The sequence below is a fragment of the Streptomyces sp. NPDC055025 genome, assembly GCF_053608565.1.
In genome coordinates, this window is sequence record NZ_JBSGVS010000047.1 from 1 (window position 1) to 20,861 (window position 20,861).

The 20,861-nt window shown below is 67.5% G+C and carries 17 protein-coding genes; 11 read left to right on the forward strand and 6 right to left on the reverse strand.

What is annotated here, in order from left to right; all coding sequences use genetic code 11:
• Positions 1 to 194 precede the first annotated feature (194 nt).
• Positions 195 to 542, reverse strand: a complete 348-nt coding sequence (locus ACWGDX_RS26530; RefSeq protein ID WP_453629448.1) for a hypothetical protein — start codon at positions 540 to 542, stop codon at positions 195 to 197.
• A 344-nt stretch (positions 543 to 886) separates the two neighbouring features.
• On the opposite strand from ACWGDX_RS26530, the gene ACWGDX_RS26535 reads away from it, so the two are divergent.
• Positions 887 to 2,089: a 3-deoxy-7-phosphoheptulonate synthase gene (locus tag ACWGDX_RS26535; protein WP_453629450.1), complete on the forward strand. Its 1,203-nt coding sequence runs from the start codon at positions 887 to 889 to the stop codon at positions 2,087 to 2,089.
• 90 nt (positions 2,090 to 2,179) lie between these two features.
• On the opposite strand, the gene ACWGDX_RS26540 is transcribed toward ACWGDX_RS26535, so the two are convergent.
• A complete protein-coding gene (locus ACWGDX_RS26540) occupies positions 2,180 to 2,314 on the reverse strand; it encodes a hypothetical protein (protein WP_453629452.1) in 135 nt (44 codons plus the stop codon).
• Between the two features lie 30 nt (positions 2,315 to 2,344).
• On the opposite strand from ACWGDX_RS26540, the gene ACWGDX_RS26545 reads away from it, so the two are divergent.
• Both ACWGDX_RS26545 and ACWGDX_RS26550 read left to right on the forward strand, forming a co-directional pair.
• Positions 2,345 to 3,022 (forward strand): isochorismatase family protein, encoded by a 678-nt coding sequence (locus tag ACWGDX_RS26545; protein WP_453629453.1) that lies wholly within the window; start codon positions 2,345 to 2,347, stop codon positions 3,020 to 3,022.
• Positions 3,019 to 4,929 carry an anthranilate synthase family protein gene (locus ACWGDX_RS26550; RefSeq protein ID WP_453629455.1) on the forward strand — a complete coding sequence of 637 codons (1,911 nt, stop codon included), beginning with the start codon at positions 3,019 to 3,021 and terminating at the stop codon, positions 4,927 to 4,929. Before ACWGDX_RS26545 ends, ACWGDX_RS26550 begins: the two co-directional genes overlap by 4 nt.
• Before the next feature lie 185 nt (positions 4,930 to 5,114).
• Here the strand turns inward: ACWGDX_RS26550 and ACWGDX_RS26555 are convergent, their stop codons facing one another.
• Positions 5,115 to 6,506 carry an MFS transporter gene (locus ACWGDX_RS26555; RefSeq protein ID WP_453629457.1) on the reverse strand — a complete coding sequence of 464 codons (1,392 nt, stop codon included), beginning with the start codon at positions 6,504 to 6,506 and terminating at the stop codon, positions 5,115 to 5,117.
• A gap of 187 nt (positions 6,507 to 6,693) precedes the next feature.
• Here ACWGDX_RS26555 and ACWGDX_RS26560 point away from each other — a divergent pair, with 187 nt between their 5' ends.
• Positions 6,694 to 7,137: a MarR family winged helix-turn-helix transcriptional regulator gene (locus tag ACWGDX_RS26560; RefSeq protein WP_453629522.1), complete on the forward strand. Its 444-nt coding sequence runs from the start codon at positions 6,694 to 6,696 to the stop codon at positions 7,135 to 7,137.
• Positions 7,138 to 7,274: 137 nt separating this feature from the next.
• On the opposite strand, the gene ACWGDX_RS26565 is transcribed toward ACWGDX_RS26560, so the two are convergent.
• Together ACWGDX_RS26565 and car are read right to left on the reverse strand one after the other, a co-directional pair.
• Complete coding sequence (locus ACWGDX_RS26565) at positions 7,275 to 7,985, reverse strand: SAM-dependent methyltransferase (RefSeq protein WP_453629458.1); 711 nt, start codon at positions 7,983 to 7,985, stop codon at positions 7,275 to 7,277.
• A gap of 127 nt (positions 7,986 to 8,112) precedes the next feature.
• A complete protein-coding gene (gene car / locus ACWGDX_RS26570) occupies positions 8,113 to 11,613 on the reverse strand; it encodes a carboxylic acid reductase (protein ID WP_453629460.1) in 3,501 nt (1,166 codons plus the stop codon).
• Positions 11,614 to 12,011: 398 nt separating this feature from the next.
• On the opposite strand from car, the gene ACWGDX_RS26575 reads away from it, so the two are divergent.
• Positions 12,012 to 12,719, forward strand: a complete 708-nt coding sequence (locus ACWGDX_RS26575) for a ScbR family autoregulator-binding transcription factor (RefSeq protein ID WP_453629462.1) — start codon at positions 12,012 to 12,014, stop codon at positions 12,717 to 12,719.
• Positions 12,720 to 12,803: 84 nt separating this feature from the next.
• Positions 12,804 to 13,568, forward strand: coding sequence for an SDR family NAD(P)-dependent oxidoreductase (locus ACWGDX_RS26580; RefSeq protein ID WP_453629464.1), 765 nt, complete (start codon positions 12,804 to 12,806; stop codon positions 13,566 to 13,568).
• A gap of 24 nt (positions 13,569 to 13,592) precedes the next feature.
• On the opposite strand, the gene ACWGDX_RS26585 is transcribed toward ACWGDX_RS26580, so the two are convergent.
• Positions 13,593 to 14,450, reverse strand: coding sequence for a ScbA/BarX family gamma-butyrolactone biosynthesis protein (locus ACWGDX_RS26585; protein ID WP_453629466.1), 858 nt, complete (start codon positions 14,448 to 14,450; stop codon positions 13,593 to 13,595).
• A gap of 250 nt (positions 14,451 to 14,700) precedes the next feature.
• Here ACWGDX_RS26585 and ACWGDX_RS26590 point away from each other — a divergent pair, with 250 nt between their 5' ends.
• From ACWGDX_RS26590 to ACWGDX_RS26610, 5 genes are all read left to right on the forward strand, one after another.
• Entirely contained in the window at positions 14,701 to 15,354 is a 654-nt protein-coding gene (locus ACWGDX_RS26590; RefSeq protein WP_453629468.1) for a ScbR family autoregulator-binding transcription factor, read from the forward strand.
• 389 nt (positions 15,355 to 15,743) lie between these two features.
• Positions 15,744 to 16,931: an IS701 family transposase gene (locus ACWGDX_RS26595; RefSeq protein WP_453629470.1), complete on the forward strand. Its 1,188-nt coding sequence runs from the start codon at positions 15,744 to 15,746 to the stop codon at positions 16,929 to 16,931.
• Between the two features lie 387 nt (positions 16,932 to 17,318).
• Positions 17,319 to 18,527: an IS701 family transposase gene (locus ACWGDX_RS26600; protein WP_453629472.1), complete on the forward strand. Its 1,209-nt coding sequence runs from the start codon at positions 17,319 to 17,321 to the stop codon at positions 18,525 to 18,527.
• Positions 18,528 to 18,781: 254 nt separating this feature from the next.
• A complete protein-coding gene (locus tag ACWGDX_RS26605; protein WP_453629474.1) occupies positions 18,782 to 20,458 on the forward strand; it encodes a phosphodiester glycosidase family protein in 1,677 nt (558 codons plus the stop codon).
• Between the two features lie 243 nt (positions 20,459 to 20,701).
• Positions 20,702 to 20,839, forward strand: a complete 138-nt coding sequence (locus ACWGDX_RS26610) for a hypothetical protein (protein ID WP_365906229.1) — start codon at positions 20,702 to 20,704, stop codon at positions 20,837 to 20,839.
• The last annotated feature ends 22 nt before the right edge of the window (positions 20,840 to 20,861 follow it).

Genomic DNA, 20,861 nt, shown 5'->3' on the forward strand with positions numbered 1-20,861 from the left:
GGCCCAGGATGTCGATCCTGGGCCCGCCTGACGTTGTGGTGGCGGCATCACAGCTGGCGGCCCAGGGGGGGGTGCGCAGGGCGGCGGTGGTCGTCCAGCGGGACCGGGTCCCCAACGGCAGGACGCGCGCTCAGTCCGGCGAAGCGGCCCTCCAGGATGGCTCCGACGCCGTGATCGCGGCAGGCAGGCCGAGATCATCCCACTGCTTCGGAATCTCCTTCGACCGGCGCGGCCCGGCAGCGTTGCACCTGATCAGTCACCTGTTCCATGAACCAGACCATGATCTCGTAGGGGACGACGTGCTCGTCATGGCTGTGGATGTGCACGGTCGGTTCCAGATCGGGGTCCTCGTCAGGGACGAACGCGACCAGGAAGGCGGGTCCCGGCAGGTGGGATGCCGCGTCGGGGATCTCGGCCCACGAGGGCCGGAGTCGCGGGGATATCCGTCGAGGCCCCTCGCTCTGTACGGGTGGGCCCGGCTCCGCGGACGCGGCGACTGGCCCGTCGGCCCGCCGCGGCAACTTGATGGAGTTACTCGTCACCTGACGAAGTATTCGTCACCTGACGGAGTACGGCGGCGAATATTGGCGGCGTCTTCGTTTCGGCACATGATTTAGGCCGCTGCGGAGATCCGCCGGTAGGCGGGTGCCATTTGGTCCGGTGCCGCGGTCATCTTGTCATTTCTGTCCTTGCATGTCGTATTTCGACGCTACGGTGACTACGTTTTTGGTCTATGCAGATTTTGTTTTTTGGTCGTTTTGTTTCCATTGGTATTCGCTGCTTGCTCGATGGTGCTCGCGTGCTGCTTTGATATCAGCCGCAGAATGCTCGTTCTGTCGGCCCTGGGGCAACTGTGCTCATCGCCCATTCGCGATTGGATAAATCAGTGGACAACGCTCTGGTCGATATTCGGCTCAGACGGGCTCTCCAGCAGCCACCGTGGGAGGACCCGTTGCAGGTACGGCAGGTGAGGAAGGAACTGGCGACTCGTCCCGCGCTCGTCGACGCGGGGGACGTACGCACGCTGCGCTCGCTGCTGGCCCGGGTCGCCGAGGGAGAGGCGCATGTGGTGCAGGCGGGTGACTGCGCGGAGGACCCCGCGGAGTGCACGCCGGGCTATGTCGCGCGCAAGGCGGGACTGCTGGACATGCTCGCGGGCGCGCTCCAGATGGACACGTGCAAACCGGTGGTGCGCGCCGGCCGGATGGCCGGACAGTTCGCCAAGCCCCGCTCGAATCCCACCGAGTGGGTCGGCGACCTCGAACTGCCCGTCTACCGCGGTCACATGGTCAACAGCCCGGAACCCGATCCAGAGCTCAGACGCGCCGACCCGGAGCGGCTGCTGGCGGGCTACCGGTCCGCCCGCGACGTCATGGGGTATCTCGGCTGGCCGGACCACGGCGGACGGACCCGTATCGGCGCGCCCATCTGGACAAGCCACGAGGCACTGCTGCTCGACTACGAAATCCCCATGCTGCGCCGGGACGAACAGGGGCGGCTGCTGCTCGCCTCCACACACTGGCCCTGGATCGGCGAGCGGACCCGGCAGGTCGACGGCGCCCATGTCGCTCTGCTCGCCGAGGTCATCAACCCGGTGGCCTGCAAGGTCGGCCCGCGCATGACGGCCGACGAACTGCTGGCCCTGTGCGAACGGCTCGACCCCGAGCGCGAAAGGGGAAGGCTCACCCTCATCGCCCGGATGGGCGCCGAGGCGGTGGCCGAGCGGCTGCCCGCGCTCGTCGAGGCCGTCGGTGCCGCGGGACACCCGGTGATCTGGCTCACCGACCCCATGCACGGCAACACCGTCAGCACTCCGGACGGGCTCAAGACCCGTTATCTGCGGACGGTCACGCGGGAGGTCGGAGAGTTCCAGCACGCGGTCAGGAACGCGGGCGGCATCGCGGGCGGACTCCATCTGGAGACCACCCCCGACGACGTCACGGAATGCGTCGAGAGCGAGTCCCGGATCGATGACGTCGGGGCCAAGTACACGACCTTCTGCGACCCCCGGCTCAACCCGGGCCAGGCCCTTTCCGTGATCTCGGCCTGGTGGATGACCGGCCGGTCGACACCGCTGGGCGCCCCTTAGCTTCGATATCCGCGACCGGCCCCGCGACAGCGCCGCGCGAAGGCGGCCACCACCGAAGGCGACCCGGAGGACATAACTGTCCGGGTCCGCTCATGGCTTCTCACCGGCCGCCGCGCCGGTCATTTCACCGACGGTCACGGCGGCCGTCGCGCCGGCCATTTCACCGGCCGCCGCGTCAGCCATTCCGCCGGTCATTTCGCCGGCCGCTTCGGGGTTTCCGGGCACAAGAACAATTCGAACCAGGAGAGGAAGGTCATGGCGGGGATACCCCCCATCGCGCCGTACCCGATGCCGACAGCGGGCGACTTGCCCGGCAACACCGCCCAATGGACCGTGGACCCCGGGCGCGCGGTGCTGCTCGTGCACGACATGCAGCGCTACTTCCTGCGGCCGTTCCCCGGGACCGTCCGCGATCAGCTCGTACGGAACGCCGTCCTGCTCCGCGAGCGCGGCGTCGCGCTGGGCATGCCCGTGGCGTACACGGCGCAGCCCGGCGGTATGACCGACGAACAACGCGGCCTGCTCAAGGACTTCTGGGGCCCGGGTATGCGGGTGGACCCCGTGGACCGTCAGGTCGTCGAACCGCTCGCCCCGGCGCCGGACGACGGGGTGTTCACCAAATGGCGCTACAGCGCCTTCTTCCGTTCCGGCCTGCTCGAATGGATGCGTGAGCGCGGCCGCGACCAGCTCGTCATCTGCGGTGTGTACGCCCATGTCGGTGTGCTGATGAGCGCGGTCGAGGCCTTCACCAACGACATCCAGCCGTTCCTGGTGGCCGATGCCGTCGCGGACTTCTCCGAGGAGTACCACCGGCTGGCCGTCGAGTACGCGGCGCGGCGCTGCGCCGTCGTCGCCACCACGGACGCAATCCTCGCCCAGCTCGACACGTCCGCCGCCCTGGCCGGACTCGGTGGACGCGAGGCCGGCGCATGACCGGGACCGAGGAGGCGGTGGAGACGGCCGCGGATCTGCTCGACCGGGTGCTGGGGCCCCGGCCTCCCGCGTTCGCGCTGCTCCACCGCCCGGAGGCGACCGGCCAGGGAGTGCTGGATGTCCTGGTCGGTGAGATCTCGACGCCCAGGACGCTGGCGGACATTCCCGTACCCGAGGAGTTCCCGCACGCCGGCGGCCCTCGCCACGAGGTGCTGGCGATCGTCCCCTACCGGCAGATCACCGAGCGCGGCTTCACCTGCGCCGACGACGGTGAGCCGCTGATCGCGATGACCGTCACCGGCCAGGACCTGCTGCCGGTGGGCGAGGCGCTGCGGCGGCTCCCTGACGTGCCGATCGCGCTGGCCGACGGCCACTTCGACGTGGACGACGACACCTACGCCGACACGGTCCGCCGTGTCATCGCCGATGAGATCGGCGAGGGTGAGGGCGCGAACTTCGTCATCAAGCGTTCGTTCGTCGCCGACATCACCGGCTACACACCGCACAGCGCGCTGTCGTTCTTCCGGCGGCTCATGCGGGGGGAATCGGGCGCCTACTGGACGTTCGTCGTCCACACCGGCAGCCGGACCTTCGTCGGCGCCACACCCGAGCGGCACATCAGCCTCTCGGGCGGCAACGCCGTCATGAATCCCATCAGCGGCACCTACCGTTACCCGTCGTCCGGCCCCACTCTGCCGGAGGTGATGGACTTCCTCGCCGACCGCAAGGAAGCCGACGAGCTGTACATGGTCGTCGACGAGGAACTCAAGATGATGGCCCGGATCTGCGACTCGGGCGGCCGGGTGGTGGGCCCCTATCTCAAGGAGATGGCCCGGCTCGCGCACACCGAGTACTTCATCGAGGGCCGCAGCACGCGCGATCCCCGCGAGATCCTGCACGAGACGATGTTCGCGCCGACGGTCACCGGCAGTCCGCTGGAGAGCGCGTGCCGCGTCATCAACAAGTACGAGCCGCAGGGGCGTGGCTACTACAGCGGAGTCGTGGCTCTCATCGGCCGTGATGAACAAGGCGGTTCCACCATGGACTCGTCCATCCTCATCCGCACCGCCGACATCGACAGCGGGGGACGGGTGCGGATCGGGGTGGGCGCCACGCTCGTACGCCACTCCGATCCCGCCTCCGAGGTCTTCGAGACCCGGGCGAAGGCGGCCGGGCTGCTCGCGGCGCTCCAGGCGGACGGTCCCGTACGGTTCGCCGAGCACCCGAACGTACGGGCCGCCCTGGAGCGGCGCAACGAGACCATCGCCGGCTTCTGGCTGGCGGAGGACGCGGCGCGGACCCGGCCCGAGCCCGTACTGGCCGGCCGCCGGGTGCTCGTCGTGGACGCCGAGGACACCTTCACCTCGATGATCGGGCACCAACTCCGGTCCATGGGACTGTCGGTGACGGTCCGCCGCTTCGACGAGCCGTACACCCTGGACGGTTACGATCTTGTCGTCATGGGCCCGGGGCCGGGGGATCCGCGCGAGACGAGCCACCCCAAGATCGCCCATCTGCGCTCGACGATCGGCACACTGCTCGACGAACGTCGCCCGTTCCTCGCGGTCTGTCTGAGCCACCAGGTGCTCAGTACGCGGCTCGGTCTCCCCCTGGTGCGCAGGGAGTTCCCCAACCAGGGGGTGCAGCGGGAGATCGACCTCTTCGGTACCCGGGAGCGGGTCGGCTTCTACAACACGTTCGCCGCCCGTGCCATGGAGGACAGCGTCGACCGCGGGGGCGTGGGCACGGTCGAGGTCAGCCGGGATCCGGAGACCGGTGAGGTGCACGCGCTGCGCGGCCCGCACTTCGCCTCGCTCCAGTTCCACGCCGAGTCGGTGCTCACCGAGGACGGCGTACGTCTCGTCGGCGCACTCATGACAGAGGTGCTGAGCGGACGGACGCCATGACAGGGCGCCGGGCGGCCGGCACCAGGGCCTGTCGGACACGCCCTGGTCCGGGGTGAGCCGCGACAGCACGAAGTGAAACGGTCGTCATCGTGATCACGATGACGACCGTTTCGTCGTTACGCGGAAGCACCGTTCAACGGCGCTTCCTCACACCGCCGGGTGGCTTCGCACGCCGGGATCCGGGATCACTTCTGTCTGGGCATGAGCTGCGCCAGAAGTGTCAGGACCGCGAACGCCAGGATGACCACGAGTCCCGGGTAGAGCATGGACAGCTCGGTACCGGGCAGGATCGCCGCCGTGACGACCGCGAGGCCGAAGGCACCGCCGACCTGGAGCGAGCTGTTGAGCAGCCCGGCCGCGAGTCCCTGTTCCTCGTCGGGCACTCCGTTGGTGCCGGCGACCATCAGTGTCGCGATGCTGAGCGCGAAGCCCACACCCCACAGCACCGACGCGGGCAGCAGCACCATCCACAGGTCCGGCTCGGGGCCGATGCGCAGCATCAGCAAGTAGCACGGAAGGAATGCCACGAGCCCGACCATGAGCACCTTGGTCACACCGAACCGGTCCATCAGAGCCCCGAGTTTGGGCCCGATGATGACCACCATGAGACCCGCGGGCAGCAGCACCAGCGCCATCTGCCACGGCTTCCAGCCTTCCAGATCCTGCAAGTACAGGGCCAGCAGGAACTGGAAGCCCATGGCGCCTCCGTACAGGAGACCGATGCTGATGTTGGCGGTCACCAGGCCCCGGTTGCGGAATACGCCCAGCCGGATCAGTGGTTCCTTCACCGTGCGCTCGATCAGGAGGAAACCGGCGAGCAGCAGCGCGGACAGGACGAATCCGCCGATCGTCCGCAGTGAACCCCAGCCGACCTCCGCCGCGGAGACCACGGTGAAGACGAGCAGCAGCATCCCGGCGAGCAGTGTCGCGGCGCCGCCGATGTCGAGCCGTGGCCGCTCGGTGCGCGGTGGGTCCGGCGGCAGGAAGCGCAGGGCGCCCAACAGCAGCAGCACGGAGAGCGGGATCGGCAGGATGAAGATGGACCGCCAGTTCAGCCCCGCGAGCAGGCCGCCCACCAGCAGTCCGGATGAGTATCCCGACGCTTCGAAGACATTGAAGATGCCGAACGCCTTGTTGCGCTGCGGGCCTTCGGGGAAGGTCGTGGTCAGCAGCGACATGGCCGCCGGGGCGGCGAAACCCGCCGCCATGCCCTTGACGAAGCGCGAGATGATCAGCAGGACCGCGTCATCGGCGAGCGCGCCGAACAGCGACACGATCGCGAACGCGGCCATGGCGATCACCAGCACCCGCCGCCGGCCGAACAAGTCGGCGACTCGTCCACCCAGGAGCAGGAAACTGCCGAACGCCAGAATGTAGGCGCCCACCAGCCACTGCGCGGTGGCGGCGGTCATCCCGAGCTCGTTCTGGATCTCCGGGATCGCCACGACGATCATCGAGATGTCGAGCCCGTCGAGCAGGATCACCCCGCTGAAGATGAGGATCGAGATCCATAATCGCGGTGACCAGCGCAGAGAATCCTTCTGTACCTCGGGTGCTGGCGCCTCGGGCGCTGCCAAGGCGTCGCCTCCCGCCCGCTGTTCACTCGGAGTCGAGCTGCCTGACATTAGGCACGTCCCCTCCCAATAGACTGTCCGAAGCGCGTTCAACCAGCGTCCGCGATAGTTGTACACGCGCTATATTGCACAAGCCTGATACTGCCTTAAGCAAGCAGCCGTTCGCAAGGGGGGTGTGGTGCCCGTGTCGATCAGTGACGACTCCGCCGAGGCCCGTGCGCAGGGTTGGCGCACTCTGGCCGCGCTGCACGCGCGGATCGAGGACGCGCTCGAACGGGCGTTGCAGCGTGAACACGGCCTGTCGGTGAGCGAGTACGGAGTGCTCGACGTGCTCTCCCGGGAGGGCGGTTCCTGTCTGCGGATGAACCAGCTCTCCAAGGCGGTGGTGCTGAGCCAGTCGGCCACCACCCGGCTGGTCGGCCGGCTCGAACGGCGTGGACTGCTCCAGCGGTACCTGTGCCCCGACGACCGCCGAGGCGTATACACCGAGGTCACCGCCGAGGGCCGGGCCGCGCTGGAACGGGCGCGGCCGACCCACGACGACTCGCTGGCCGGTGCCCTGCGAGAGGCGGAGGAACTCTCCGAACTGGCACCCCTGGTCGACGCACTCGCCGATCTCCCCCCTGCGGGCTAGTGCTGTGACCGGACAGGGCCGGGCGACGGCGGTGCGCCGGGGGGTGGCGTCGACGGCGCCGAGTGTGCCGTCGCCGTGCGCGCGCACCGGTCCGCGCGCGGGTGGCCGACGGTTCTCGGTTCCTGGACGGTCCTCGGTCAGCGGCCGTTCGGGATGATCTCGAAGACCTTGTAGGTGACGTCCACGCCCTCCAGCCGCCGGCCGGCGCTGTCCAGCAGCGTCAGCGATGTGTCGGCCTCGGCGGCGAGTTGGGCGATACGGTCCGCGTCACCCAGGCTGTTGAAGGTGACCAGGGCGCGCCCGCCGGGCAGCAGCCAGTCGTGCACCTCCGCGAGATAGCGGCCGAGGGCCGTGTAGCCGCGGTCGAAGATCGCCCATTCGAAGTCCCGGGTGAACTCGAATTCCCGCGGTGCCTCGATGACACTGCAGTTCCAGAAGACCGTGTCGAAGCGGTCGGCGGGGTCGAGCTCCGCGAACAGATCGCTGCGCAGCACCCGCACCCGGTCTTCGACGCCATGCCGTTTGGCGTTGCGGACGGCGCTGTCGACCGCGGTGTCGGTGATGTCGGTCGCGGTCACATGCGCACAGCCGTGCAGCGCCGCCCAGACGGCGGTGACGCCCGCCCCGCAGCCGATCTCCAGGAAACGCCCGCCCGAGGGGTAGGGGATGGCGCCGGTGTACCACTCGGTGCCGGTGCCCGGACGGGGCGCGTACGTTCCGGGGACCAGGTCCCATTCCCTGCCGAGGAGTTCGAAGGTGGAGGGATCGGTCCCGACGGTGCCCAACTGCTCGACGAGCTTCTGCCCGAGGCGGTAGCGCTCCTCGAACTTCTCGGATGTCTGATCCATGATTCTCCTTGGACAGGTGTCGGTGTCGGGCATGGGGTGTCGGTCGATGAGTGCCGGCCGATGGGTGTTCGGTGTGCGGTGTTCGCGGCCGTCGCCGCGCCGCCGGTCCTGACAGGGCGTATCCGGTTCACACGGACGTGAGCCGCTTCAGGTCGGTGGCGTACTTGGTGATGAGGGACGGCGACAGCCGGGGTATGTCCTCGACCGGGCCGATCTTGGCCGCCTGGACAGCGGCACGGAATCGGGCGGACGGAATGAAGGACCCGCGGATGACTTCTTCGGGCTGCTTGAATCCATGGATGAGCGGCAGCGCCGAATACTGCCGCTGCTCTTCGGGCAGTGCGCGCATGGCCGCCTCGAACCGGGCGAACCAGTCTCCGTAGTCGTCCACCCGCTCGATCCGGTGACCCGTGTCGTTCAGCCAGTCCACGAAGACATCGAGCGATATTCCGTCGTCGTGCGGATTCACCAGACTGAAGGTCCGGTATCCCTCCGTGCTCTGCCCGCCCAGTCCCACGACGGACGCGGCGGTGAAATCCACGGGCAGACCGTCGTAGTGGGCGCGGAGGCGGTTTCCCTCGCCGTCGGTACGGTAGAAGGAACGCGGCGCGATACCGGTGGCGATCACGCTGAAGAGAAGGCGTGTGAACATATCCGGCACATTGAGCTGTCCGGCGTACCGGCTGTGCGCGAGAATCATGTTCGACCGGAACGTGGTGACCGGGAGGCCGCACAGATCGTGTGCTTCCCGGAGCAGGACCTCCCCGGCCCACTTGCTCGTCGCGTAACCCCCGGCGTAACCCTCGTGGATCTGCTGGACGGGAATGGCGACCCTTACGTCGGAGTCCTCGTCCAGGGCCGGCTGTCCGGCCCGCGAGGTGGCGACGGCCACACTGGAGATGTAGGTGAACGGCTTGATCCGGCTTGTGATACCCAGCCGGATGAGTTCAGCGGTTCCCAGGACATTGGCTTCGAACAGATTGTTGTACGGAAGGACATGGTTCACCAGGGCGCCGGCATGGACAATCAGATCCACGTCGTCGGACAACCGCTTCCAGGTCCGGTCGTCCAGACCCAGCTGCGGTTCCGCCATATCGCCTGCCAGGACTTCCAGATGCCCGGCGGCCAGATCCTGGAACGTACGGACCAGATCCGCGTCTCCACTGCTGAAAGCCTCGTCGAGTCGTTTCCTGGCCGCGTCCGCGTCCTTTCCGCGCACCACGCAGATCAGTTTCCCGTCCGTCCCGGCAAGCCGCTCCAGCCATTCCAGGCAAAGGAAGCGGCCGAGATAACCGCTCGCCCCTGTCAGCAGCACGGTCCGGGGAGTTCCGCTCGGACGGGGAAGAGTCCGGGCGTCGGCGATCGTCCGCTCATCGATGAACTTGCCCAGGGTGAGGTCCTTGGCATGGACCTCGGTACTGTCCTCGCCGTGCACGGACGCGAAGCTGGTCTGCGTCAGCCCGCTCTCGCGCTTCGTCTCGATGTAGTCGGCCACCTGCTGGAGGTCGTACGCCGGGCTGATGACCATGTCCACGGGAACGCGGATTCCGAAGATGTCATGGAGGAGGTTGGAGAAAGTCACCGCGGACAGGGAGTCCCCGCCGAGGTCCCTGAAGTGCGCGGTGGGGCTTATCTCGGCCATGGAGCTCGCGAGCAGCGCCCGGGTGGCCCGCTGGATCGTTTCCAGTACGGGCCCTTCGGTACCCGCACGGCGCACCTCGGCCAATTCCTCGGTCTCGCGCGCGGTTATGCTGGAGTACAGCTCCTCCAGGCGCTTTGCGTACCGCGCCAGGAGTTGGGGCCAGAGCAGCTTCCTGTGGTCCGAGAGAAGGCCGTTCGCCTGGCTGAAGGGTTCGGTCTCGATCAGGAAGTCGCGCGGAATCTCATAGGAGTTGAGCTCGGCTTCCTTCGCGATCTGCTGGAAGGACTCACTGAGAAGCTGCTTGAGGGTCTCACTCTCCGCGCCGAACTGATCGAGGGCGTCCGGAGTGGGCACGACCACGGCGAGCAGATAGGACCGTTCGCTGTTGCCGTACACGAAGATCTGCCTGACCAGGGGGCTGAGGGCGAGGATGGCCTCCAGACGCGAGGTGGCCACGAACTCGCCCTGCGAGAGCTTCAGCACGTTCTTGCGGCGGTCCACGATGATGAACTCGTCCGGCCCGAGCTCCGCGACGATGTCGCCGGTCTTGTAGAAGCCGTCCTCGTCGATGATCTGCGTCGTCAGCTCGGGCTGTTTGTAGTACCCGGGGATGATGGCATCGGTCTTCAGCAGAAGCTCTCCCCGGGGGTGCGGAGAGTCCGTTCGGTAGTAACCGAGCTCGGGCACATCGATGAGCTTGTAATCGATCACCGGCGGGCGCAGCAGCTTGTTGTCGACCGAGATGACGGCGGCCTCGGTGGAACCGTAGAGGATATGCAGCTTGAGATCCAGCAGGGACTCGATGAACGCGGCCAGTTCCACGGAAAGCGGCGCGGAGCCGCAACTGGCCCAGGTGAGACGGCCGCCAAGGAGATTCTTACGCATCTCCGCCTTGACGTCCGACTCGATCGCATTCCGGTCCTCACCGGCTGCCGCACGCCGGTCGAGTTCGCTCTGGTACTTCTGGAACAGCATTTCGCCTACTCGTGGCACCAGCGAAAGTTCCGTAGGACGTGCCAGTGCGATGTCCTCGAAGAAGGTCGACAGATCGCTGCTCGCCGTGAAGTAGCTGGTACCGCCGCGCGCCATGCTGTTCTTCAGCGAGGAGTGTCCCGCGACATGGCTCATCGGCATGTAATTGATGTTCACCGCGTGCGTGTCGGAGAACAGCTTCGACCAGACGCCGCCCCACATCGCACGCGCCAGCCGTTCGGTGTACATGGCGCCCTTCGGCGTCCCCGTACTCCCCGACGTATAGATGAGCAGGGCCAGCGGATCCTCATCGTCGGCGGGCGTGAACAAGGGCGCCGCGGGCAGCGTGGACCCCCGTTCGAGAATTTCCGACAGGGACTCAACAGCCACATCACGGCCGGCCTGCGCCAGGCGGTCGCGGGCGGAGGTGAACTTCTCGAACTGATCGTTCACTTCCGGATGGTAGTCGAAGACCACCAGGCGCCGCGCCGACGTGTTTCTCAGTATCAATTCGACTGCGACATCGAGACGTTCGACGCTTGCGGCGACGATGAACGGTTCGATCTCGCCGACTATCGACTCCAGCTGCGACAGGGGGGAACTCGTCTGGAGCGGGACGGTGACCGCGCCGAGATGGATACAGGCCAGATCGACCGTCGCGTAATCACGGCTGGCGAAACCGAGGATGGCGACCCGCTCGCCCGCGCGCAACGCATGTTCTGGATTGTGGTGCCATTCATTTGCCACCGCACGGACCCGACCCCACAGTTCGGTGAAGCTGGTCGTTTCGTATCGTGGCAGCAGACGGAGTGAAACGCGACCCGTGTCGGGGTCGGACGTGAACTCCTTGGCGCGTTCACCGACGGCGGGCAGGTCCGCGTGGCGTTCCATTACATGTGCCAACGTTTGCGCAAGCCGCATTCTGGGTCTCCGCATCGCATCACTGGCCGACTTTTGCCCGATGCTACCCAGCGTTGTACCGGGTCCTGGAATAAACAATCGACGATCTGTCATGTCGGCCGGTCGGGACCGGGCGTTCCCCGGATCGCCAGGGGGTGTCCAATCTCCTTTGATCTTGCCGTAGTTGCTGGTCAGGCGATGAATAGGACGATGGCATACGGCGACGCTGCCCGGCGGGTGCGATATCGCGCCAGGATCAGTAACGGTCCCTACTGGGCGGGCTGTTGCCGTGGTAACATTTGTACGATGCATGTGGATATGCCTGTGCCGTTTTCAAGGCCGAGTGCGTAGGCCGCGGTGGCCCCGGCGGTGCCCTCCCGGGTGCCGATCCGCGCAGGGCGCGATCCAGCCAGGCCTTATGACGGTCGACCCGGTGTCAGGGTCCTCTGTCATCGCTCTATGGCATGTTCACGTGCGTTTCACCCATCGCTCATCACCCTCCGGAGCGCCCCATGGCCAAGCAGGATCGTGCCGTACGTACGCGTCGAGAACTGATCCGTTCCGCCGCAGAGGTCTTCGGCCGGGCCGGATTCGCGGATTCCTCCGTCACGCAGATCTGTGCCCGCGCCGGTGTCAGCCACGGCGCGCTGCACTTCCACTTCGGGAACAAGCGGGCCCTGGGGGAGGCGGTCGAGTCCGCCGCGGCCCAGACACTGCTGTACATCACGGGGAACGTCCCGCTCAGGCACCCCGCACCGCTGCAGCTCCTCGTCGACACCTCGCACACGCTGGCACAGCGGCTCTCCTGTGATCCGGTGCTGAGGGCCGGGTTCGGCCTCGGCAGCGACGCGACCTGGCAGGGCGGTATGAATCTGTGGGAGCAGTGGCAGGACTGGGTCCAGCTCATGCTGACCGTCGCCAGGGACCAGGGCAGTCTGGCCGCCGATGTGGTGCTCGACGATGCCGCTTCCGCCATTACGGCCGTGATAGCGGGGGTCGAGGTGCTGGGGCGCAGCGACGCCCACTGGCACTCACGCCAGGCGGTCACGCCGTTCTGGCGGCTGATGCTGCCGCAGCTGTCGGCGGAGGCGGTACGTACCCAGATCGACGCGACGGGAAGTCGCGCGGCGCCCCTGAGGAAGCGCGAGTGGCCTGTGGACGAAGTCCGCAACGGCGACGGCGGGATGACGCGGGCCTGCGACGCGCTGTCGGGCTGCTGACAGCCCGGACGGGCATGGCGCGGACGACATGGCGGGCGGGGCAAACCCCGCTCGTGCCGGGAACGGGCCTGCCAGACTTCGCCCATGAGCAGAGATCTCCTCTCCGGCAAAGTCGCTCTCATCACAGGGGCGAGCAGCGGTATAGGTGCGGCGGCGGCACGGGTGTTCGCCGAGGAAGGCGCCGCGGTGGTCCTCACCGCCCGCCGGGAAGACCGCCTGGCCACCCTGGTCGGCGAACTGCGCGACAAGGGCGCGCGAGCCGCCTATGTGGTGAGCGATGTGTCCGTCGCCAAGGAAGCCGCCAGGGCGGTGGACTTCGCGCTGACCGAGTACGGACACCTGGACTCGGCCTTCAACAACGCGGGAATCGGCGGGGACCGCACCCCGCTGCATCTGATGTCGGACGATGTCTACGACAGCATCATGGACACCAACGTCCGCGGTGTCTTCAACTGCTTACGGTACGAGTTGGCGGCGATGCTGGAGCACGGCGGGGGTTCCATCGTCAACAACAGCAGTGTGGGCGGCCTGGTGGCCATCCCCGCCGCCGCTCCATACATCGCCTCCAAACACGCGGTCATCGGCTTCACCAGGGCCGCCGCCGACGAGTACGCCAAGCAGGGCATCCGGGTGAACGCGGTTGCCCCCGGTACGACACGAAGCGAGATAACTGCCGACTGGTTCGGCCGTAACCCCGGCCTCGAAGAGCTGGCGAACTCGGTGACTCCCCAGGGCCGAACGGCGGAACCGGAGGAGATCGCGGCGGCGGCCGCGTGGCTGCTCAGTGACCGATGCCCGTTCCTGACCGGCACGGTGCTGCCGGTGGACGGCGGCTTCGTCAACCAGTGAGCCGGCCGAAGGGGATGAGCGGGCCTATCCGGGCCGCGCGCTCGTCCTTCGCCGCCTCACCCCGTCGAAGGTGACGCGGAACGCCGATTCCCCGTCCTGTGTGCCGCCGACCCGGACGGCACACCGGCCGGGGCCGGGCGCGGGCAGCGGTTCGGCCTCGATCCAGCACGGCCGGTCGAACTCGACATATCTGTCGTAGGCGATGGCGACCCGGTCGGCCATGAAGGGCGCCGGGGCCAGCAGAGCGTGTGCGGCCTGGTAGGCGGCCTCCAGCAGAGCCAGTCCCGGCACATGGTCCACGGGATGGTCGAAGAGCAGATGGTTGCCTGTGTCGTTGCGCAGCAGCCAGCGGTGCGGCCGGCCGCCGGGCGCGAGGACCACGTCGGTGGTGGAGGCCCGGCCGGCGAGCTCCGTGTCTATGGGCGCCGGGAGCGGCCAGGCCCCCCAGTCGACGGTGAGATGGGCGCCGCGCACTCGCCGGTAGACCGACGGTGAGATCCAGCGGAATTCGGAGTTCGCCCGGGTCACCGTGGCACCGTTCCGGAGGATATGGAAGCTCAGACGCAGGGAACTGGTGGCGCGTCGGCTGCTTCCCGTCCCCGATACGATGATCCGGACATCCAGCGTCGAGGTCCGGTCGCGAGGAGTGCGGAAGCCCGGGGTGACCGTGAAGTCGAGTGTGCCCAGCATGGTTTGGTGGGTCAGCGGAACGTCGTACGCGGCGTGCGCGATCACCAGACCGCTCTGTCTGATGGTCTGCGTGAGTAATCGTGGATCGTACGGCAGGTCCTCGTGGACGGCGGGCCATCTGACACCCACCGTGAACTCATGGGCGCCGACACGTTCCCAGCCCGTGACGAGTACGGATTCGTCGCGCTTCACGTGCGCGTAGGCGCCGAGAAGAGCCGGTGTCGGTGTCGACGAAGGTATCGACGGCGGTGTGGATGGATGCGGTGCGAGAGCGAAGTAGTGCAAGGTCCCCCCTTGGACCGACTGGCCTGCGCATGGACCGACCGGCCTGCGCCCGGCTCAGTGAAATGTGGCTGTTAAAGTACCGGCTCTCCGTCCGGTTTCCACCCAAGGTAAATGTGAGTTCACGCATTGGTAAAGAGAGAGTCTGGGGAGGCGTGAGGTGGTGAGGCAGGAACGTGCGATCCATACCCGCAGGATCATCCTTGAGGCCGCGGCCGAGATGTTCAACGAGCTCGGATACGACGCCACCACCATCGGCGCTCTCATCGAACGGATCCAGCTCACCCGCGGTGGCCTGTACTTCCACTTCACCACGAAGGAGCAGCTCGCCCGCGGTGTGCTCGACGAGGCGGTGACCATGGAAGGACTCACTCCGCAGGCCTTCAAGCTGCAGGAGTGGGTGGACCTGGCGCTGCTCCTCGCCTACCGCCTGCCCAGGGAACCACTGCTCAGCGCCTCGGTCCGGCTGTCCGTCGACATCAAGGCCCGTGGTCTTCTGGGCACCCGCTGGCCCGACTGGATCGCTGTGGGGGAGGAGTTGCTCACCGAGGCCAAGGAGCGGGGTGAGCTGCTCGTGCATGTCGACCCGGGCGACACCGCCCGGCTGCTCGTCGGAGCGTGGACCGGGGTACAGCAGATCACCGAGACTCTGCCGGACCACGACCTGTCCCAGGAGATCTCCTGCCTCTTCGAACTCGTTCTTCCCAATATCGCCAGCGCCGGCGTGCTGGCGAAACTGGACATCTCCCCGTACCGCGCCGAACGTCTCCTCAAGGCGGCCGGGAACTCAGTGGGTTCCTCCCCGTCGGCGTGAGGCGCTTCTGACCTGACCTGACCTGACCTGACCTGACCTGACTGACGTCGCGTCGCGTCGGGTCGCGCAGTGGTTACGGGCATCCTGTTTCCCGGTGACACGGCGGTGCCTTCTCTCGAAAACCTTCACCGCGACCTGTTTTTGCCGGGTGGCCGGCGACGCACCGGGGACCGGTGTTGTCCGGCTGAGACGGTACGCGGTATTCCGCGTGGAGGTTCGTACAGGTCGCAACACATCTCCTGACCGCAGCAGGGCAGTCGTTTCCTGTGAGGGCCTGTATAAAGAAACGGGACAGCAGTCCTCTTTTGGAGACTCGGGGTCGACGGCACCGGTGCGGCGCGGTGCTTCGCTCCGCCTGGCCGCAGTGGCGTGTTACAGGGGGATCCACGATGCGAGACCTTCATCAGCATGCGTGCCCGGACGAGTGGTTGACCGCCCCGGCGGCTCTGGACGCGGAGCTCGGCGAGTGGCTGTTCGGCTCGTTGCAGCGCAGCGGACAGCGGATCAAGGCCGAGCAGTATGTCCGTGGTCTGCTGTCGGTGCGGGGGCGTAAGACGCTGCGGAGCATCGCGGCGCAGCTCGACGGCGTCGCGGCGCAGCAGAGTGTGCATCACTTCATCAGCACATCGCCCTGGGAGTGGATGCCGGTACGGCATGCCCTCGCCCGGCACGCGCAGCGGACGCTGGCACCGGACGCCTGGGTGATCAGGCCGACGCTGATTCCCAAGGCCGGGTCCCACTCCGTCGGCGTCGACCAGCAGCCTCTGCCGTTGGGGCGGATCGTCAACGGGCAGCGCGCGGTGGGGGCATGGCTGGTGTCCGGCCGGTCCGCCGTGCCCGTCGACTGGCAGTTGCGCCTGTCCGCCCGCTGGATGGCGGATCCGCTGCGGCAGCGCGCGAGCGTTCCCCCCGATGCCGCGGTCGCCACCGTCGAGGAATGCGTACGTGTGGCGGTGGCCAATGTCCTGGGTATCAAGGATGTGCCGCGCGGGCCGGTGGTCGTGGATGTCGCGGACGTGGACGCCGTGTCGATCGCGCGCTTCCTCTCGTCGACGGGGATCCCGTTCATCGTTCGTGTGGGTCCGGACGCGCAGTTGCGGCTCGACCGTTCGGAACTGCCCAAGTACGGCGGCCGGGAGCGCACGGCGGGGGAGCTCGCGGAGTCCCTTCCCCGGCTCCGGCAACAGGTGAACCCGGGCGACGGCCCCACGACGGCGGTGGCGATCCCCGTGGTGGCATCGCCTTCGCGGAGCGACAGAATGCTGCTGCTGGGCGAGTGGCGACCGGTCGGTCATCCGCGCCGGCGGCTCTGGCTCACCAACGCCGATGTCTCCTCCGCCGTCCCCGCCCTGCGGCTCACCCGGCTGCCGGGCGTCGTCGTACGGGACTTCGCCGCGATCTCCGAGTGCGTGGGCGTGCGGGATTTCGCGGGACGGTCGTTCCCGGGCTGGCACCGTCACATCACGCTCGCCTCCGTGGCCCATCTTGTCGCCGCCCTGGAATTACGGGGCCCGGCGACGAGCGCGAGCCCGACCGAAGGTGACGTAAGCCACACTAACGGGACTACCGTCCGGTAACCTGACACTCTCGCCCCGCGTGTGATGGCTCCGCCGCGTCCGGTCCTTAATGTCAGGTCCGGGACAGCAAGCACCGTCACGGGCGTCACACGCGTCGGAACAGGAGCTGCGTCGTGCGGTTCGACCTCATCGGTCCTTTCCGGATCACCACCGATGGCGGACGGACCCAGGCTCCGACGTCGTCGCTGACGCCCCGTCCGATGCCCGCTGTGCCGGCGCTCCAGCCCCGCGAGACGACGGCCACGGAAAGCCACACCCCCACCTGTCGGTCATATACGCGCCGCCACGAGAACCGTCACCGGACGGACTTTCCGGGCGTCTCGCTCCGGGCATCCGCCGTCGCCAGCCGACCGGAACAACCGGACCGAACAGGAACGGGACACCCCCATGACGCATTCCTCCACCCGCCCGATCGCACGAGGCGCACGTGCCCCATTCCAGTCCAGTTCCCACGATGTGCTGTTCGCCGAACTCTGCTCGATATTGTTCACCTCACTGACCCGTAGCGACCAGTGCAGAAAAGGAATGCTGTACTTACGTGGCTTACTGGAGACCCAGGGACGCAAGTCGATACGCAATATCGCGGCGCTGCTCGGCGAGCAGGCCTCGGAACAGAACCTCCATCACTTCATCTGCGATTCCACCTGGGACTGGACCCTGATTCGCCGGGCACTCGCCGACTACTGGGTGGGTATCTCGCCTCCGCAGGCCTGGGTGGTACAGCCAATGATCATCCCCAAGACCGGACAGCACTCAGTAGGAGTGGACAAGCATTTCTTCCCGACCTTGGGACAGGTACTGAACGCGCAACGCGCCATCGGGGTCTGGGCGGTCTCGGAAGAGATGAGCACCCCGGTGAACTGGCGTCTTCATCTGCCTCAGGCCTGGCTCAAGGACGACCTCCGCCGGAGCCAGGTGTCGATTCCGGACGGAATGGCCGCGGAGACGCTGAGTGAATGCATGATCGAGGCCTGCCTCGAAACCACGAAGCGATGGGGGCTGCCGGTACGGCCCGTCGTGCTCGACATCGGCGAGGCGCACGCGGCGACGATCGTCGAGAGACTCGGCGCCACGGGCATGCCCTTCCTCGCGAGAGTCGGCGGTGATCTCCGTCTTGCCGTGGCGGATTCCATTCTTCCCGGCCATGGGGGCAAGTTGCTGCCCGCGTACCAGATCATGAGCCTGGCCAAGGACATGCGGCGGCCGGTCATGGGGAAAGACTCCGGTCCGGAGACGGCGAGACGGATGAATCTGGCCGCGACCGTCCGAGTCGGTCTGCCTTTCCCCTCCGCACAGCCAGGGCCCGTGGAGGGCGGGCACACCGCGGGACGCGGGGAGTTGCTGCTGCTGGGGATGGGCAAGGACGGCGGCCGTTGGCCCGCGGAACTGTGGCTGACCAATCTGGCATCCGTGTCGCCCGCCTCCCTGCTGAGACTGAGCAGACTCACCGCAAAGGTCGACCGGGACTTCGCGGAGATCGCGGACCGGGTGGGTATCCGGGATTTCACGGGGCGTTCCTTCGGCGGGTGGCACCGTCACGTCACACTCGCCTCGGCCGCTCACGCGGTTGTCGCGCTGGCCAATTATACCCGGTGACCGGGACACGGTTCCTGCCCGGCGGTCGCACCGGGTTATGTGCCCGCGATGAATACCGGACCGCCGGGTTCGACGGTGCCGACGAGACCGGCTCGGTGCGTACCCGCCGTGACGCTCCTTCATCCGGCCTTCCGCGCGGCGCCCCTGGCTGTTGGCGTGCTCGCCCCCGTACATGGCTGGGATGGCCTTCGGATCTTGTGGACGCCGTGCCGTGGAGCCGGGCCATATCGAGCGCCAACCTGTAAGGGGAAATCATGTACGACCAAGACGGAGAGCACCCGCGCGGAGCCGGCGCGCACCGCCGAATTCCGCGGACACGTATCGCGCTGGGCGCGGCCGTCGTACTCGTGGCTGTGAATCCCCTGACCCTTTCCGGGGCGGCGCAGGCCGTCACCCCGGCCGCGCCCGTCGCGCTCTCGGCTCCCGCTCCGTCTTCCGCCTCCGCCTTCCAGCAGACGCGGTGGAAGACGGACACCGTGGCGCCCGGTGTGCGGGTGCGCACCGGCGTCATCCAGAACAAGGGCGTCACGCCGGTCTGGACGGTCACGATCCAGGCTCCTGCCGTCAACCGGCTGACGGGCGCGGCGACCTGGGCCCCGCTGGGCGACCGCGCCTGGGCCGACACCACCGAGCGGGGGCTGCGCGCCGCCGGGTTCGGGGCGCGTGTGGAGCGGGTCGTGTGGGACGAGTACGCGGACACACCGCGCGGCACCATGGGCTGGCAGGTGCGGGTGGGCTCGTACGCCACCCAGGCCGAGGCCCAGAGCGCCAACCAGGCTGTCACGGCGGGCGGTTTCCGTACGGCCGTGGAGTGGACCGGCTACGACGGCAGGCAGCTCGCCGACCGGGAGAGCGTCCATGTCGCGGTCATCGACCCGGCCCGCTTCCGCGGCACGGTGGCGAGCACCCACGACGGCAATGTCGCGGACCGCGAGACGACGTCCTCCGTCGCCGTGGAGAACGGTTCCCTGCTCGCCGTCAACGGAGGCTTCTTCATCACCTCCGACGCGGACGGCGTGCAGGGCACGGTGGCCGGTATCGCCGCCTACGACGGCGAGCTGGAGTCGATGGCCGTCGGTTCCCGCGCCGCGCTGATCCTGGCGGACGGCGGGCGGCACCCCCGTATAGCCGATCTGTCCACCACGGTCACCGCTCGGGCGAAGTCCTCCACGTACGCCGTGCAGGGCATCAACCGGCTTCCCGGAAAGGTGCGCAACTGCGGCCGTCCCGGCGGTGTCCCCACCGGACTGGCCCGCCATGACACCACCTGCTCCCTCCCCGACGACCTGGTGAAGTTCACCCCGAGGTTCCGTGCCGCCCTGCCCGAGGGCGCCGGTACCCAGGTCGTGCTCGACTCCAAGGACCGGGTGGTCTCCGCGGGCCCGCGCGGCGGTACGGTCCCGGCCGGCGGGTCCGTCCTCCAGGGCATCGGCGGCGCGGCCGACTGGCTGACCGCCCACGGCCGCGAGGGCGAGCGGATCCCGGTACAGGAGGTCATCCGCGACTCCTCGGGACGGCAGGTCGAGCTCGGCGCGCACGACAGCATCGTCAGCGCCGCGCCGACGCTGGTGAAGAACGGCCGGATCGCCATCGACGCCGCCACCGAGGGCACGCTGGACCCCCTGGACCTCTCGTTCGGCTTCGCGTGGTCGAACGTACGCCAGCCCCGCACCATGGCCGGGATCGACGGGCACGGGCGGCTGCTCCTGGTCACCGTCGACGGGCGTCAGCCGGGTGTCAGCGAGGGGTTCACACTGGCGGAGGCCGCGCGCTTCATGCGTTCCCTGGGCGCGGAGCAGGCCCTCAACCTGGACGGCGGCGGCTCCAGCGCGATGGTGGTCGGCGGCAAGCTCGTCAACATCACCTCGGACGCGACCGGTGAGCGCGCCGTGGGCGACACCATCCAGATCCTGTCGGCCCGCCGAGGCTGACCGGACCCACCCGTCACACAGACGCCCGGCCGGGGATTTCTTCCCCGGCCGGGCGCCGTTGTTCCACTCGTTGAATACGAATTCAGAGAACTGCTTCCGCGCTTTAAATCAGATAAGGCGATCATTTGTTAATTCGCCCTTTCGGCCAGTCAGGCCGGATATTCATTCTTGAGTGGCTCAGCTCCATCCTTGTACGCTGATGTGCTCAAGTGCACAACCACCCATGTGCAAAGGGAGTTCATCATGTCTGAGAACACCACGGTCGATGAGTTCGGCGAGCTGGATGACCTCCAGGTCATCGAGTCCTCCGAGCTGAAGGTAGGCGGCGCTTTCCACGCGTTCCGTTTCAAGTCGCTGGTCGAGGCCTCTCAGGAGGACTAGTCCGGTTCGGCGTGGGGCCAGG

What these genes read in the sequence shown, in the direction of transcription:
- ACWGDX_RS26600 (WP_453629472.1), top strand. Translation starts at nt 17,319, where the DNA reads ATGACGCATTCCTCCACCCGCCCGATCGCACGAGGCGCACGTGCCCCA.
- ACWGDX_RS26545 (WP_453629453.1), top strand. Translation starts at nt 2,345, where the DNA reads ATGGCGGGGATACCCCCCATCGCGCCGTACCCGATGCCGACAGCGGGC.
- ACWGDX_RS26550 (WP_453629455.1), top strand. Translation starts at nt 3,019, where the DNA reads ATGACCGGGACCGAGGAGGCGGTGGAGACGGCCGCGGATCTGCTCGAC.
- ACWGDX_RS26605 (WP_453629474.1), top strand. Translation starts at nt 18,782, where the DNA reads ATGTACGACCAAGACGGAGAGCACCCGCGCGGAGCCGGCGCGCACCGC.
- ACWGDX_RS26595 (WP_453629470.1), top strand. Translation starts at nt 15,744, where the DNA reads ATGCGAGACCTTCATCAGCATGCGTGCCCGGACGAGTGGTTGACCGCC.
- ACWGDX_RS26580 (WP_453629464.1), top strand. Translation starts at nt 12,804, where the DNA reads ATGAGCAGAGATCTCCTCTCCGGCAAAGTCGCTCTCATCACAGGGGCG.
- car (WP_453629460.1), bottom strand. Translation starts at nt 11,613, where the DNA reads ATGACAGATCGTCGATTGTTTATTCCAGGACCCGGTACAACGCTGGGT.
- ACWGDX_RS26565 (WP_453629458.1), bottom strand. Translation starts at nt 7,985, where the DNA reads ATGGATCAGACATCCGAGAAGTTCGAGGAGCGCTACCGCCTCGGGCAG.
- ACWGDX_RS26575 (WP_453629462.1), top strand. Translation starts at nt 12,012, where the DNA reads ATGGCCAAGCAGGATCGTGCCGTACGTACGCGTCGAGAACTGATCCGT.
- ACWGDX_RS26610 (WP_365906229.1), top strand. Translation starts at nt 20,702, where the DNA reads ATGTCTGAGAACACCACGGTCGATGAGTTCGGCGAGCTGGATGACCTC.